This is a genomic window from Rhodanobacteraceae bacterium, from assembly GCA_024234055.1.
Classification (GTDB): Bacteria; Pseudomonadota; Gammaproteobacteria; order Xanthomonadales; family SZUA-5; genus JADKFD01.
Genome location: JACKOW010000021.1, coordinates 43,038 through 58,884 on the forward strand (window position 1 = coordinate 43,038; position 15,847 = coordinate 58,884).

General features: G+C 66.1%; 9 protein-coding genes. 3 read left to right on the forward strand and 6 right to left on the reverse strand.

Features of this window, described 5'->3' with window-relative positions:
- Window positions 1-78: 78 nt before the first annotated feature.
- From H7A19_19945 to H7A19_19970, 6 genes are all read right to left on the reverse strand, one after another.
- The gene (locus H7A19_19945) at window positions 79-2,097 is read right to left on the reverse strand and encodes a vanadium-dependent haloperoxidase (protein ID MCP5477102.1); all 2,019 of its coding nucleotides are present in this window, start codon (window positions 2,095-2,097) and stop codon (window positions 79-81) included.
- 101 nt (window positions 2,098-2,198) lie between these two features.
- Window positions 2,199-3,770: a CRTAC1 family protein gene (locus tag H7A19_19950; protein ID MCP5477103.1), complete on the reverse strand. Its 1,572-nt coding sequence runs from the start codon at window positions 3,768-3,770 to the stop codon at window positions 2,199-2,201.
- A gap of 184 nt (window positions 3,771-3,954) precedes the next feature.
- The gene (locus H7A19_19955; protein ID MCP5477104.1) at window positions 3,955-5,184 is read right to left on the reverse strand and encodes a sodium:proton antiporter; all 1,230 of its coding nucleotides are present in this window, start codon (window positions 5,182-5,184) and stop codon (window positions 3,955-3,957) included.
- Window positions 5,185-5,247: 63 nt separating this feature from the next.
- Window positions 5,248-6,483: a tetratricopeptide repeat protein gene (locus H7A19_19960; GenBank protein MCP5477105.1), complete on the reverse strand. Its 1,236-nt coding sequence runs from the start codon at window positions 6,481-6,483 to the stop codon at window positions 5,248-5,250.
- Window positions 6,484-6,556: 73 nt separating this feature from the next.
- Complete coding sequence (locus H7A19_19965; GenBank protein MCP5477106.1) at window positions 6,557-6,847, reverse strand: hypothetical protein; 291 nt, start codon at window positions 6,845-6,847, stop codon at window positions 6,557-6,559.
- 90 nt (window positions 6,848-6,937) lie between these two features.
- Window positions 6,938-10,216 (reverse strand): hypothetical protein, encoded by a 3,279-nt coding sequence (locus H7A19_19970; protein ID MCP5477107.1) that lies wholly within the window; start codon window positions 10,214-10,216, stop codon window positions 6,938-6,940.
- A 320-nt stretch (window positions 10,217-10,536) separates the two neighbouring features.
- On the opposite strand from H7A19_19970, the gene H7A19_19975 reads away from it, so the two are divergent.
- From H7A19_19975 to H7A19_19985, 3 genes are all read left to right on the forward strand, one after another.
- Window positions 10,537-13,455 carry a right-handed parallel beta-helix repeat-containing protein gene (locus H7A19_19975; protein ID MCP5477108.1) on the forward strand — a complete coding sequence of 973 codons (2,919 nt, stop codon included), beginning with the start codon at window positions 10,537-10,539 and terminating at the stop codon, window positions 13,453-13,455.
- 53 nt (window positions 13,456-13,508) lie between these two features.
- Window positions 13,509-14,060: a sigma-70 family RNA polymerase sigma factor gene (locus H7A19_19980; protein ID MCP5477109.1), complete on the forward strand. Its 552-nt coding sequence runs from the start codon at window positions 13,509-13,511 to the stop codon at window positions 14,058-14,060.
- A partial coding sequence (locus H7A19_19985) for a serine/threonine protein kinase (protein MCP5477110.1) occupies window positions 14,057-15,847 on the forward strand: 1,791 nt, incomplete at its 3' end. The genes H7A19_19980 and H7A19_19985, both read left to right, overlap by 4 nt.

A 15,847-nucleotide genomic window follows, 5' to 3' on the forward strand; every position in this document is an offset into this window, starting at 1 on the left:
CTGCGACAGCCGTCGTCCACATACAACCCGACATGGGCCAGCTGCAACGATTGCGAACATCTGCCGGTCGGCCGCGGATCAGCGGCGACGCAGCCACACGCCCGCCAGCGTCAGCACGCCCAGCAACAGGACCAGGCGCGCGAGGGCATCGATCGCCGGCACCGGCAGCGCATCCGGCGGCGGCGTGCCGAACAGCGGCAGTGCGCTCGCCAGCGCCGCGAGGCCAGCCTCGTGGCCGATCACCCGCCCGGGAAAATCATCATAAGCCGGATGAATGCCGCCGTAGATACGCGAGATACCGGCTTCGTCGGAGGCGTCGTAGTAGGTCGCCCACTGCAAGCGGGTGGTCTGGGCCGGCCCATACTCGAAAGCCAGATGGAAGCGACCGTTGCCGCCAGCATCGGCGACAAATTCCCCCAGGCCACCGGGGAAGTAGGGGGTACCGGTGAAGGCGGTCAGGACTTCGGCACCAGCACGGCTGAAACCGCTGTGCCCGGAGGTGTAACCGGCGAACGGCGGCGTGACGAAACTGCGTTTCTGGTAGGGGATCCAGTCGACGGCGCGGATCCAGCCTACACCGCCGTGCTGGGTGAGTGGATCGGCCGGATGGCCAAGCCAGGCGTGGATGGCGATCTCGCCAACATGCCCTGCCAGGTGGGCATGGCGCTGGCCCGGCGCGCTGGAGGCCGTGGTGATCAGCTCCACCAGTCCATCCTCCAGCGGCAGACCGTTGACATGGTAGGAGGGCAAGGCCGGATTGCTGGATTGTCCCAGGCTGCCCATTTCGCGGATCAGCGTGATCGGACGCGCGGAGTCGTACTTGCGCTTGACCTCCCAGGTGGCGATGGCGGTGTCATGCAGGGCGCCATTGAGCGTGAGATAGAGCTTGATGTCCCAGTCCAGGTCACTCAGCACGGGTCCGTTGCCGCCAATGCGCTTGACCGTGGCCGGGTGGTCCGAAACTTCGTTGGCGATCTCGTTCCAGTGCCCCGGCGGCGTACTCGACAGCGGGCCGTCAGCCCAGAATTCGCTCAGCACCCGGCCCCAATCACCGCGCAGCACGAAATTGTCGGCGTAAGGCTGCCCGGTGGCGGGATTCAGCGGGTGGCCTTGACCGTTGTTGCTGCCGAGCGTGCTGTTGCCGACCAGCCGCGGCGAGATGTTGATCTGCACGCCATCGTCCGGGTCCAGGCGGCCGCTGAAGCGGATCAGGCTGAGCACATCCTGGCGTAGCTGGGCATCACCGATGCCACCCAGCTTGGGTTGCGGACCTGGGTCGAGGTAGGTGGCGTTCGGGGCCGGGCGCACCAGCGCAAAGGGCGTGACCAGACTCCAGTGCGGCGTCAGAAAATTCTGCACCCCCGGCGCACCGGGAGGAATCAGGGGTTGCCAGGCATTGATGTCGACCAGACCACCAGTACCGGGCAGTTGCACCAGCATCGGGCTGTTGACCGGGAAATAGAAGGTGGTGTCCAGGTAGCTGTTCTGCTGGTTGGAGTGATCCTGCAGGCCGAAGGCAATGATCGCCGCGCCAATCCGGTTACCGATGGCCTGCGGACTGTTGCCAGTGGTGCCGGTATTCGCCGGGTCCTGCCCCAGCGCTTGCATGCAGGCTGCGAAGGAGGCCAGCGAGCTGCTCGCCCCCGGCGAGCCGCTGAAGCGGTTGACCAGCACGCGATAGGCAGCGTGGCTGATGGCAATCTCGCGATTGGACTGTGGCTGCCCGAAGGCTGCCGCGGATTCGTCGAACCGCCAGGCGCTGGCCTCGGGCGCATAGGCCGCCCAGGCCTCGTACATGGCCAGCGAAACGTGGAACAGGTTACGCGCATGCACCGTGGGCCGCGGTGCGTCCAGACGAATCGCGGCCAGGGTCTGCTCGTTCCAGTTGCGTGCCACCGTCTGGGCCAAGCTGCAGACTGCCGCCATCTTGTCGGCGCTGTGACGTGCTGGCGGCAGCTGCAAGGGCGGCAGTGGGGCGGCGAGGCCCAGGCTGCCAGCCAGCAGGCTCAGGGTCAGCAGGCCGGCCTGGACCAGTCTTGCATGTGAACGACGAAGGCGCGCTCCGCCCTTGATCCTGGAAGTTTGGGTTGACTGCATCTTGGATCTCATGGGAGTCAGATTCTCTTGAAGGTCCGGCAACTGAACCGTCACAGCGACAGAATCGATTAAACGGTTCTGAGGGGACATCGCGGACAGCGTCATTCGAAGCCGCTGCGAAACACCTGCGCCACCGCAGGGTGCTGATGGGCGTGGTACTGATCGGCCGCCATCGTGCCCAGATTCTCCTGGGTGCCATCGGGCCAGCGCACCCGCACCTGCGCCTCGGTGTAATTGCCGAGGCCAAAGTGAAGGACTTTCTCATGGCTCGAACCGCGCGCCTCGCCCGCGCGCATCTCGCGCATCTGAACGGCGCCGTCGGCGGTTTCCACGGTGACGATGGTACCGATACCGTCCCGGTTCACGGCGCCGCCGCCGGTGAGGGTGAAAGCCATCCAGTGGCCCGTGCCCGCGGTCACGTTACGGTAGAACTCATAGCCATTGTTCCAGTGACCAACGGCCAGGTCGGTACGACCATCGCGGTCAAAGTCGATGCGCGCCGCCGGCTGCGTGGGCTTGTTCTCGTCGATGCCGCTACCGACGCTGACCACCTGAAAGACCCCAGCTCCCATGTTGCGGAAGACCTGGTCGCGATCGCTGGTGGTCGAGAAGCTGCCACTGCCACAGGCCAGATAGGCATCCTCCCAGCCATCGTTGTCGAAATCACTGAAGATGGTGCTCCAGCCGACGCCGTAGTGGTTCAGCGGTGACAATGGATCTTCGGTGAAATGCAGGGGACTGCGGCTGTCACCCTGCAGAAAGTGCTGGGTATCGATACTGGAAAAATACATGTCCCAGATGCCATCGCGATCAACATCACCCACGGCAATGCCCATGCCGAAGGGCGTCTGATTGGCGCCGCTCGCAGCCGCGCGTTCGCTGAAGCACCAGCCGCCGCACCCTGGACCATCGTTGTGCCACAGCACGTTGCCCAGCTGCTTGTCGTTGACCACGTAGATATCGGCGCGTCCATCGCCATCAAGATCGGAGATCACCGCCGCCAACGCCGTCCGTCCGAGCTTGGCGATGTCTGCCGGCGCGAACTGGCTGGTGACCTGCGTCCAGCTGCCGTTGCCGTTGTTGAGCACGATGCGATCAAGGTTATCCGGATTGCCGAGGTCGGGCGTATCGGACGTGGGATACACGCCAATGAAAATGTCGAGCAGTCCATCGTTGTTCAGATCACCCCAGGCCACTGCATCGGTGCGCGCAGAATTGGCGCCTGGCGCGTTGTGATCCAGTTCCGCCGGCGTCACATCCACGAAGACCTGTCCCTGCTGGGTGTTGCGGAACAGGTAGTTCTTCTGGTCGCGGCAACCCACATACAGGTCGGGCCAGCCGTCATTGTCGTAGTCGGCGGCCGCGGTTACGCTGCAGCGGGTACCAGGCAGTGTGGCGTTGACCGCGGCGCTCTCGGTGAACTGGCCATTGCCCTGGTTGAAGAACAGCCGATTCGGCAAGAGATAGCCGGTCACGAAGATATCGGGATAGCCATTGCGGTCGAAATCATCCACGGCCAGGCCACCGGCCGGGATATTGGCCAGAAAGCCGGGTTGAAAGCCGACCGTCGCCGACAGGTTCTGGAAGGTCTGTGCCGAGGCGCCGGTACCGAGCGCCAGGGTCAGAAGCCCGAGGCAGCAACGATGACGGGACAGCAGACGGAAGGGATGCATGGTCAAGACTCCAAGCGACGCCGGGCCGGTTCTCCGTGCGGCGGACCTGTCCGAAACAAACCCGATAGCGCCCGCTGGCTGACGTGACCGGCATCAAGCAACAAGCCAAGATCATCCGCTCGACCCATCCCGGGGTCAAACGTCGGTCGCATCAAGCGGTTCGCCACCGTCGAAAACCCCGGCCTCAATGCTCGCGCGGCAGCAGCCGCGAAATGGTGGTGCCCTGCACCAGCAAGGAAAACAGCACCACGGCATAGGTGGCCATCAGCAACTGTTCGCGGATCGGCCCCGGCGGCAGTGACAGTGCCAGGGCCACTGAAATGCCGCCACGCAAGCCACCCCAGGTGAGGATGCGCACGGTGCGCACCGGGAACTGGCGGCGCAGGCGGAACAGGGCGATGGGTCCGCCTACGCTGATGAATCGAGCCAGCAGCACCACCGGAATCAGCACCAGGCCGGCCAGCAGGAATTGGCCATTGAAGGTCAGCACCAGCACCTCGATGCCGATCAGCAGGAACAGCACCGCATTCAGAATCTCGTCGATCAGCTCCCAGAACTCGTCCAGCCGCTCGCGGGTCTGTGCGGACATGGCCAGGCTGCGCCCCTGATTGCCGATGAACAAGCCGGCCACCACGATGGCAATGGGAGCGGATACATGCAGCCTGAAGGCCAGGGCGTATCCGCCCATGACCAGCGCCAGCGACAGCAGCACCTCGACATCATACTTGTCCACTGATTTCAGCAGGTGGAAGCCAACCCAGCCCAGCGCCAGACCAAAGATCACGCCACCGACCGCCTCCATCAGGAACAGCTTGCCGATGCCCTCGACGCTGGCCGGCGCTGCACCGCTGGCGATGCCGAGCAGGACGATGAACACCACCACGCCCACGCCGTCGTTGAACAGGGATTCGCCGGCGATCTTGATCTCCAGCGCCTTGGGCGCGCCCAATTGTTTCAGTGTGGCCAGCACGGCAATCGGATCGGTGGGCGAGATCAGCGCACCGAACACCAGGCACCAGATCAACGGAATCGGAATGCCGATGAGGCTGAACACCAGCCAGGCACCGAATCCGACCAGGGCCGTGGATATCAGCACGCCGACACTGGCCAGCGCCCCGACCACCCACTGGTGCTCGCGCAGCCGGGCCAGATCCACATGCAGCGCCCCGGCGAACAGCAGGAAGCTGAGCATGCCGTGCAACAGCGCCTCATCGAAATCGATGGCCGCGATCACCTGTTCGACGCCATCGGCCCAGTCGATGCCGAACCAGCGCAATCCGGCCAGCCCGAGCGACAGCACCAGACTGATCAACATCACGCCGAGCGTGGTCGGCATCCCCAGCCACCGATGATTGGCCCAGGAAAACAGTGCTGCTGCGGTGATCAGCACGGCGGCCAGGTCGAATAGGTGCACGTGGATGCTCCGGTCAGCGAGTCCGCCGATCATAGCGAACCCAACCTGCCTGACGCGGTCTCCTCAACCCGAACAGCTGCGCTGCAAGGGCCCCAGTTCGCGCAGTTCGGGCGGATGCAGGTCACTGGCCCGAATGCGTGCCAGGGCGTCGCAGGCCTGCTGTCGATGGTTGCCCGCTTCGGCCGCCCGGGCATACAGGATCAGGCTGCCGATATCGGCACGCAGCTGCAGATTTTCCTGCGCCAGCTGCCAGGCGCTGTCGACCTCCCCGAGCTCGAGGAAATACTCTGCTGCGTGCTGCGCGTAAGCCGCCCGATGTCGCTCCAGCAGTTGCCGGTAGCCACGGCTGGCCGACTCGCGCTCGGCCCGGGCTCGATCGGGATGGCCGGCGGCTTCCTCGACTCCCGCCAGCGCTGCCCGGTATTCGGGATTGTCGGTCTGCTCGATCACGGCGGCATAGAGCTGTCGGGCTCGATCATGACGGCCGAGCAGGAACTCGCATTCGGCCAGATGCTCGGCGGCCAGCGCGTAGTGCGGCAGGCGCGCATGCGCGGCGGCAAAGAATTCACGCGCCTGGGGGATCTGGTCGTGCCGGAGCAGGGCGATGCCCTGTTGCACATACAACCAGGCCAGCGGCAAGGGATCGACATCCTGATACAGGTCCTGGGCCGCGCGGAACCACTGGCCGGCGCCCGCAGGATCTCCCTGGAGCAGGCGCAGGTCGGCGCGGTGTGCCAGTTCGTAGAAGTCGGCGACCGGCTCGGCGGAGCGGGCGAAGTCATCGGCCAGTTCCTCATATCGACCCTGGGCCATCAGCAGATCCCGTCGGGTGGTGGCCAGGCGTGCTTCATCGGCCCCGGCTCGACGGGCCTGCATCAGGGCTGCCATCGCCTCTTCGAAGCGGTGAAAGACGGAGAGTGCCGAGGCCAGAATCAGCTGGGCATCGGCGAGGTCGGGATCTTGCCGGGTGGCGCTGGCGGCCAGCGCCAGTCCGCGCTCGCCGTCACCGAGCTGGCCCAGCACCCGAAAGCGCAGCAGCAGGGCTGCCGCCAGCTGTGCCTGCAGACTCGCGGAGGGCGTGCTTTCCAGCTGCTTGTCGAGGACTTCGATGCGCGCCTGCAGATTGCCGAGGTAAATGTCCTCGCTGGTCGTCACGCGTTGGCCTGTGGTCAGCGGGTAACCGGCGGACAGCAGTGTCGGACGGGTGTCCGCTGGGGTCTGGTCGGGCACGGATGCGCAGGCGCACAGCAAGGCTGCCAGCGCCATGACGACGCAGATGCGGTTCAATGAATGCTTCATCGGGTGGAATCCTGGATCTTGCCAAGGCTGCCCGAAGCGCCCACCTTGTGGCGGCGCTCCGGGCTCGCGTGCGTTACAGCGGCCGACCCAGGAAGGGGAAGTCGCCGAGGAAGACACTGTCATTGGCGACATTGTCGCTGACACCGGGGCCGACGATGACGCCCAGCGAGTCATCGATGATGTCTCGGGCCAAGGTGCGGCCACCGCAGTCTGCCAGTCCCAGTTCAACCGCGAGATAGGCATCGCAGTTGGCTTTGGACGTGTCGATCAGCAGGCGGTCGTCGACCAGTACGCTGGCCAGCGTCGCCGCCGGCAGCAGCGCATTGCCGCTGACGCCGTCCAGGGTACGTTGGCACGCACCCATTTCGCCCTACGTCAAGAGTGTCACCAATGGATGCAGAATCTTGAACAACTGACCTGTTTTCCGACGAGCGGTACACAAACATGACCCGAATCAGCCAGCCCTGCCCGCCTCCGGCGTGCGTTTGGGAAAGCGCATCAGGAACTCCGTGCCCTGTCCGGGCTTGCTGCGCAGCTCGATTTCGCCGCCGAGCAACTGCGTCACCAGATTGTGGACCACATGCAGGCCTAGGCCAGAGCCGCCGCTTCCACGCTTGGTGGTAAAGAAAGGATCGAAGGCGTGCGCCGCCACCTCTTCCGGCATCCCCCGACCGTCGTCACTGAAGCGCAGCAGCAGCGAGTCACCACTGGACTGGGCGCCGACCCACATATGACCGGGCTGATCGTCGCTGAAGGCGTGTATCTGGGCGTTGTTGATCAGATTGCTGAGGATCTGGAACAGAGCCCCGGGATAGGAATCCAGCTCGATGCGTTCGGGACAGTCGCAGATCAGGGTATGCGGCGTACGCCGCAGCCCGGGGCCTAGGGTGGTCTGCACCTCGCGCAGGAAGTCGTCAAGCAGGAAGGTTCGGCGCTGACCACTGGATTGATCGACCGAGACCTGCTTGAAACTGGCGACCAGTTCACCAGCGCGCTGCAGGCTGTTCTGGATCAGCCGGGCGGCGTCCATGACCTCGGCCTTCCAGCGGCTGAGATCATTGCGGGTGAACCGGTTCTCTTCGAGCTTGGCGTTGCCGGTGCGCGCCAGTTCGTCCAGATGCGAGGCCGCCGTGATGGCAATGCCGATGGGGGTATTGATCTCGTGCGCAACACCGGCGACCAGTTGCCCCAGCGAGGCCATCTTCTCGGCAGCCACCAGTTGTTTCTGGGCACCGCGCAGATCGCTGAGCGCATCTTCGGCACCCGACTTGGCCAGACTGAGCTCGCGGGTGCGCTTTTCCACCAGCACCTCCAAGGCTTCGGCCCGGGCCTGAACCTTGCGCGTGCGCCAACGCATTCCCAGCCCGATCAGCAACAGCAACGCCAGCAGCGCCAGGACGGCAGAGATCGGGCGCTGCCACCAGATCGGCGCCACCGTGACCGGCAGGGACAGGGGCGCAGCACTGAAGCCGCCGGTGTTGAGATGGGCCCGGACTTCAAGCTGGTAGCTGCCTGGCCACAGATTGTTGTAACTGGCAATCCGCTGACCGGCGTCCACTTCGGTCCAGTCTTCATCCAGACCGCGCAAGCGATAGGCATAGTGAATGCTCGCGGGCGCCGAGTAGTCGAGGGCTGCAAATTCGGCCGAGAATCGGCGTTGACCCGAGGCCAGATTCAAGCCCGGCCCAGGATCCGTCCCCAGGCGGCTGCGACCGTCCACATCGATGCGCGTGAACAGCAGCGGTGGATCAAAACGCCAGGGCGAGAAGCGCTCGGGATCGACGATCAGCAGCCCGCGGGTGCCGCCGAAGAACAGCAAGCCGGTCGGCCCGATGCTGCCGGAACCGATCTCGACGCTGCCGATGTCGATGCCATCGGCTACACCGATGCGCTGGATGCTGTCGCTGCGCGGGTCCACCAGCACCTGCGTGCTCCACAATCGGCCCCGCTGATCCGGCAACATCTGCTGACCGGAGCCGCGGCTCAGAGCCGAATGTTCCCGGCCATAGCGTTCAAATCGGGGCTGGCCCTGCTGCCAACCGCGCAGACGGGCGATGCCGCGTGGACCGGTCACCCAGACCGTGCCGGCGGCGTCCATGCGTATATCGGTCAAGGCACCGAGCGGCCAATCAGTCGGAGCCTCGACCTGATGCAGCCGGTCGCTGCCTTCCGACCACCAGAGCAGGGCGTTGGGGGTGCTGACCCAGAGATGGCCGTCCGCGTCCGCCAGCAGACTCCAGACGGCGTCGGTAAAGTCCTGATCGAGTTCGGTGCGCAGTCGCCGGACCGCCCCGGACCTCGGGTCATGGAGCACCAGCGCCGCCTGCATGCCCACCGCCAGCAAACCCGACGGGATCAGCTCCAGCTGCCTTACCGGACCTCGTGGCAGGCCGGCCAGAGGGGCCGAGAACTGTCCCTTGTCCAGATCCAGGGATTGCACGCCGGCCTGCTGCGTGCCCACCCAGATCGAGCCATCCGATGCCCGCTCCAGCGCCCGGATGGTGCCGTCATGCAGGGCTCCCGGCGCCTGCGGATCAGGCGGAAAACGGCGGACGACTCCCTCATCGAGATCGAGCAGGTCGATGCCGGCGCCGCCCGTGCCGATCAGTACCGTCTGCGCATCCAGCGGCAGCGTGCTCATGACGCTGCCCGCGCTGAGACCCGCCGGATTGGCAGCGCCGTGCCGAATGCTGCGGAAAGCCGCCGCATTGTGCGGATTGTAGTGCTGCGCGCCGGCACCCCAGGTGCCCAGCCAGATCAGCCCGGAACGATCCCTCAGCGGCGCCGTCAGACGATCGAGCGTGAGTCCGCCGGGGATGGACAGATCGCTGCGTACCCGCTGGACGATCCGAGGGCTCTTGGCATCCACGATATCGATGCCGCCGCCATAGGTGTGCACCCAGATCTGTCCGGGGACGGGTTCGGAGAAGCCCGAGATCCACGGATGTCCGGTCCCCTCCGCGCCCGGCAGGAAGCGCTGCAGACGGCCACTGTCCGGGTCCAGTACCGCCGCGCCGCTGGCCTGGGTGCCAATCCAGATGTGGCCATCGCTGGCCTCGAACAGGGCATAGACGTATTGCCGGCTGAGGCCTGCCTGATCGTCCTCGGCAGACGCAATATGCTCGAACAGCGGGCTGTCCTTGCGCTTGCGCTGCAGCCCGTTGCCGGTACCTATCCAGAGATCACCGTGGCGGTCGAACAGCAGGCTGCGCACGGTGTCATGCTGCAGCGCGCCCGAACTGCCCGGATCGGGCCGGAAGGATTCGAAGCGTCCGCTGGCGTGGTCCCAACGCGCCAGACCCTCCTTGCCAAAGCCGATCCAGACGTCGCCGTTCGGAGCCTCGGCCAGCGCCAGCACCGCCGCGCCTGGCAGACCGCCGGCATGACCAGGGTCCGGCGGCTGGTGCTCAAAACGATCATGGCGAGGGTCGTAGATCGAGAGCCCGGCGCTTTGCGTGGCCACCCACAAGCGGCCATCGGAATGCGCCAGCAAGCCCCGCACATAGTCATCAGCGATCGAATCTGGCGCTTCGGCGACATTCCGATAGGCATGCAGACGATAGCCGTCGAAGCTGTACAGGCCCTCGGGCGTGCCCAGCCAGATCAGCCCGCGTCGATCCTGGGCAATCACGGTGATGATGCCGTTGCCGATCTTCTCGGTCCCGGGCACCGACTCGAAATAGGGTTGCCCCAGCGACTGCGCGAGCGCCGCCGGCAAGCACCACGGGCCCAACAGGCAGCACGCCAAGCAGAGCCAGAACGCTGCCGGACGATCAGCGATCAGGTATCGGAAGCCTGAAAGAGCAAGCTCGTTCACCAGCGGGTACGCCCCTGCATGCCGATGACGCACTATCACGCGGCGACACCCTGATCGCAAGCCGGGCCGCGCCCCAAAGTTTGCTGTGCAGCTTGAAGCCCGGAAGCTCGCATGGCGCACCCGGCCTCACGGATCGCCTTCTGTCTGGCATTTGCAGGTTCAAGTCCCTGGCTGTGGTCCGTGGGGCCGCGATCTGTCGTTCGTGCCGCTGTCGACCGAACAAGAGGCTGCAGCAGATGACTCAGGCAAGCGCACACGCGGCAGCATGGATGCTGGCCGCCCTGGCATTGACAACAGCTGACGAGTGCCTGGGACTGGATCGGGAGTTTGCCCAGGCGCAGGGGCGATCTGATTTTGCCCGTTACCCGCTGGCAGTGGATTTGCCAGCCACACCTGGCAGCGGGAAGAGGGGATTGGCGCTTGCCCAGGGCGATGTGGATGGCGACGGCATGCCTGATCTGGTGCTGTCGCTGGTGACCGCCGAGGGTGAAGGCAAGCTGCTGGTCTATCCCGGAAATGTCGATTACCTGTTTCCGCACACGGCCCAGGCCAGGGCCCGTCAAGCGCTGAGTGGTGCGCCCCCCGAGGCCTTCCTGGCAGCGTGGCCGGAACGACACATTCCAGTGGCGGCCGACCGCATGGTGCTGGTCGACAGCGACGCCGATGGGCGCATGGAGGTGATCGTTGGTGCCGTGGGCGGCGACTCGCTCTGGCGGCTCACCGCCGCCGAGCTGCGCGGTAGTGGCGACGCTCAGAGTATTGCGCTGGAGGGCACGCTGACGGCCTTGGCGGCGGGCGAGGTTGGGCGACGGGACGGCGTGGACGAGGTAGTGGCCGCCGTCACCCACGACGGCAAGGCCAGTCTGTTGCTCTGGGCTGGCTCGCGCCGGCCGCCCACGAGGCTGGCACTGCCGGCGCCGGTGTCTGCACTGGCGGTGGGCATGCTCAACGAGGATCCCTGGGGTGATGTCGTATGGCTGGGCGCCGAGCGTCTGGGCTGGATCAGCGGCAGCGATCGCACCCTGAGCGGGCAGGAATGGGCAATGCCGCAATCTGTCGTTGCCCCACTCATGGCAGCACCCCGGCAATTGCTGCTGTATCCGCCCAGCGTAGCTCGAGGCGCGCGGCGCGGATGGTTGCTGGATGCATCCGGTACGCTGCACAGTCTGGAATGGAACGCCCAGGGCTTGACCATCGCAGCGGCAGCCTATCGTCGCGCCGATGGCCTGCCTTGGCCGGCAACGACGGCCGTGCTCGGGCGCGTGTCCACCGAGGCCTTGCCCAGCCTGATCGCCGGCCATGCCGACGGCCACGTCGAGTTCGGGCTGGAGCGCGATTCGGCGACACGGCTGCAGGCCAGCAATGGCGCCGCACCGGTCGCCATGCTGGCCATGCGCTTGAACGCCGATGCCCTGGATGATCTGGTGATCGTCGACACCGGCAGCGCAATACCGAGCGTGGTGGCCAGTGCACCGCAGGCCAGCTTTCTGGTCGAGAACAACAGCAATCTGCCCGATTGCGCACAGGGCGACGGGGTGTGCTCCACTGACATCGGCATGGGCTGCGGCAGTGGCGGCTGCAGCTTGCGCGCGGCCTTGCAGGAAGCGGCCGCCCTGCCAGGGCCGGATGCGGTGAATTTCAGCATTGCCGGTGGCGGACAATCGATCATCAACAGCGGCGAACTGGTGGTCAACGCCGGCACCAGCGTCGACGCCACCACCCAGCCCGGCTATGCCGGCGTGCCGCTGATCCTGCTTTTCGGCAATGCCACCAACGGACCGGGCCTCGCCACCTTCGGCGCCAACAATCTGGTGCGTGGCATGCTGGTGCGCGACTACGCGTCGGGAATCGCCGTCTGTGGCAGCGGTGACGTCATCGAAGCCAATATCACCGGCCCCTATCCGGGTACGGCGCCCGCCAACGGCGGTAACGGCGTCGGCATCAACATTGGCGGCTGCAACTTCACCCAGCCGGACCAGTCACGGATCGGCGGCACCGTCACCGCCGCCCGCAATTACGCCTACGGCAATGGCTTTGCCGACTTTGCCATCGCCGCCACTTCCGGATGTTCCTCCAGCGCCAGCAACACGGAAGTGCTGGGAAACTATTTCGGATTCGAACCGGATGGCAGCGTGACCCGCACGGCCTGGTACAGCGCCAACATCTGCCAGTTCAACGGCGGCAGCATCGGTGGTATCGCCAGCGGCAGCCGGAACCTCCTCGCCGGCGCCGCCGCCGGCTCGGGCGACCCCAGCGCCATGCGCATGAGTGACTGCTGCTTTGCCGCCGGTAATCTGCTGGTGCTTGGCAATCGTTTCGGTGCCGCCGCAGATGGCAGTCCCACCGGAGCGGTGGGTCAGGGAATTCGGCAACTGGGGCGGGTCGACGCCCTCAGCATCGGTGCACCTGGCGGTGGCAACGAGCTGGTGGGCTTTCCCGGGGATGCGCTGTTGCTGGGCGGCGTGATGTCCTCGACCAGCGTGCAGGGCAATTGGGTGGGGCAACTGGCCGATGGCAGCGTGTTGGCCAACGGCGGAAGCGGCATCTACATCGATCACCTGAGCAATTCCCTGCCGGCAACCGCGCCCACCCTGAGCATCGGCGGCAGCGCTGCGGGCGAGGGCAATGTCATCGCCCACCAGGCCGGCGCGGGAGTACTGCTCCGCGGTGGCGAACGCAGCCGCGTGCGCGGCAACAGCATCCACGGCAACGGAGGCATGGCCATCGACATCCAGTGCCAGGACTTTCCGGGCTGCGGCAGCGGCCCAACCCTGAACGATCCCGGCGATCCCGACGGCTGTGGCCACAATTGTGCCAACGCCGGCCAGAATCATCCGGTGGTGACACTCGGCGGTGGCATCTTTGCCCGCGGCACGCTCAACAGCAGACCGGCCTCGACCTACACCATCGACCTCTACGCCGCGCCCGCCTGCCCCCCGGATGGCCGCGGTGATCTGACGCTCTACCTCGGCTCCACCGTGACCGGCACCACCGACGCCAATGGCGATGTCAGCTGGTCCGGCGTGATTGCCGAGGTGCCGCAGGGCTGGGTGCTGACGGCGACCGCCACCGACGAGGCCGGCAACACCTCGGAGCCGGCGCCTTGTCGCAGCAGCGTCGCAGGTCAGCTGCTGAGCGATGGATTCGAGGACTGAATGAGCGCTCACGACCCGCTGCGACAGGGCGAGGCCGGCGCTATGCTGGTGGCATGGCAGACCCTGGCGAAAACCCGGTGGCGCGCAGCGCGCTGGACCAGCGCGCTGAGGAGCTCTACACCGAACTGCGGGCCATCGCCGGCGCGGCCATGGCCGATCAACGCGGTCCACACACGCTGCAACCCACGGCGCTGGTGCATGAGGCCTGGCTGCGGCTGGCCCGGCTGCAGCGTCTGGATACTGGCGATCGCCGGGCCTTTCTGGCTTTGGCGGCCAAGGTCATGCGCCATGTCCTGGTGGATCACGCGCGCGGCAAGCAGCGCCTCAAACGCGGCGGGCAGGCGCTGATGCTGACCTGGGACGACCGCGAGAATGCACTCGGCGGCGGCGTCGATCCGATCGATCTGGTGGCCTTCGACGCGGCGCTGGAGCGCCTGAACGAGCTCGACCCGCGGCAGGTCGAGATCGTTGAAATGCGCTATCTGGCCGGGTTGTCGGTGGAAGAGACCGCCGAGGTGCTGCAACTGTCGCCCACCACGGTCAAGCGCGATGCGGCAATGGCTCGCGCCTGGGTGTTGAGGGAGTTGGCCGGCGATTGCCCGTGACTGCGTCCGAACACCACGCCAGACTCACGGCGCTGTTCGGCGAGGCGCTGGAACTGGATCCGGAGCAGCGCGATACCTGGTTGCTGCAACTGCCAACGGAGCTGGCCGCCGAGTTGCGCAGCTTGCTCTTTCATCATCAGCGTACCGCGCCGGCGCTCGAGCAGATCCGCGCGGTGGCCAGTGAGCGTGCGATCGAGCCCCAGCCCTGGCTGGGTCGCCGCCTCGGTGTGTGGCAGATCGACGCCGTACTCGGCGAGGGTGGCATGGGCATGGTGTTCGCGGTGCACCGGGTCGAGGGCGGTTTCGAGCAACAAGGCGCCCTGAAGCTGCTGCGCACGCGCTTTCCGAATGGCCGACAGATCGAGCGCTTCCGGCAGGAGCGGGATGCTCTGGCTCGGCTGGATCACCCCGGCATCGCCCGCCTGCTGGACGGCGGTGAAAGCGCAGACGGCGAGCTCTATCTGGTCATGGAGCGCATCAGCGGCGTCAGCTTGGACCGCCACGCCCGCCAGCAGGGTTTGACCCTGGGGCAATGCATCGACTTGATCGAACAAGCTTGCGCGGCCGTCGCTTATGCCCATCGCCACCTGATCGTGCATCGTGACATCAAGCCCGACAATCTGCTGGTGAGTGCCGAAGGACAGGTCAAGCTGCTCGACTTTGGTATTGCCCGGCTGCTGGATGTGCAGGCTGCGAGGAAAGCCGAAACCACCCAGGAGCGCGCCTGGACGCCAGCCTTTGCCGCGCCCGAACAGATTGCCGGGGGCGTGATCACCACAGCCACCGATGTTTACGCCCTGGGGGCGGTCGCCTGGCTGCTGCTGAGCGGCGCCGAACGAGCGCCGGAGCAAGGTCCTCCGTCGGCTGACGGTGACAGACGATGGCCGCCGCCCTCGCAAGCGGCGGCGATGGCAGGCCGGCCCGCTCGGGCACGGGCGCTGCGTGGCGACATCGACACCGTGGTCTGCTGTGCACTGAACACGGCATCCGAGAGGCGCTACCCGAGTACCGAGGACTTTGCCGCCGATCTGCGCCGGGCCCTGCAGCGCCAGCCGATCCGGGCTCGCCGAGATTCAATCCGCTACCGTCTGGGGCGCTTCCTCCAGCGCCATCGTGGCGCCAGCGCCGCCGCTGGCCTTGCCTTGCTGGCATTGTTCGCAACCACCGCATGGTCACTGCGAGAAGCCGCCCGTGCCAACCGTGAAGCCGGCCGTGCCGATGCCGCGCTGGTGCGCAGTGATCGCATCAACCAGTTCCTGTGGTCGGTACTGACGGCGCCGGATCCAGCCATGCAACTGCTGGGCTGGAAGGCCGGCGCCAAGATGACCGTGGGCGATCTGCTGCAAGGGCTCGAAGGCCGCGTGGACGATGAATTCGCCGGCGACCCCATTGCCGCCGCCAACATCCGCCTGGCCTTGGCACAAGGTCAGATGGCCATGCAGCAGCTGGACACGGCGGAGGCGCAGATCAAGCGCAGCCTTCAGACCCTGGTCGCGCTGGGCGCTGATGGCGAGCAGGACGCAGCGCTGGAAGCGCAGGCGGCGGCGCGCCAGATGTGGGCACGAATCCGGCTGGTCCGCGGCGAGGCCAGCACCGCCGAAGTGCTGCTGCGGCAGGCCGTGAGCGATTTTTCCCGGGTGCAGCGACTGACGCCGCTGCGGCATTTGTCGGCCGTGGCGGCCGTGCACGATCTGGGCTGGTGTCTGGCTCGACAAGGACGCCAGGACGAAGCCGAGAGGGCCTATCGCGAGGCCATCGAGCGCGCGCGAGACGAGTTGCCGCCGAAT

What these genes read in the sequence shown, in the direction of transcription:
- H7A19_19945 (MCP5477102.1), bottom strand. Translation starts at nt 2,097, where the DNA reads ATGCAGTCAACCCAAACTTCCAGGATCAAGGGCGGAGCGCGCCTTCGT.
- H7A19_19950 (MCP5477103.1), bottom strand. Translation starts at nt 3,770, where the DNA reads ATGCATCCCTTCCGTCTGCTGTCCCGTCATCGTTGCTGCCTCGGGCTT.
- H7A19_19960 (MCP5477105.1), bottom strand. Translation starts at nt 6,483, where the DNA reads ATGAAGCATTCATTGAACCGCATCTGCGTCGTCATGGCGCTGGCAGCC.
- H7A19_19965 (MCP5477106.1), bottom strand. Translation starts at nt 6,847, where the DNA reads ATGGGTGCGTGCCAACGTACCCTGGACGGCGTCAGCGGCAATGCGCTG.
- H7A19_19975 (MCP5477108.1), top strand. Translation starts at nt 10,537, where the DNA reads ATGACTCAGGCAAGCGCACACGCGGCAGCATGGATGCTGGCCGCCCTG.
- H7A19_19980 (MCP5477109.1), top strand. Translation starts at nt 13,509, where the DNA reads ATGGCAGACCCTGGCGAAAACCCGGTGGCGCGCAGCGCGCTGGACCAG.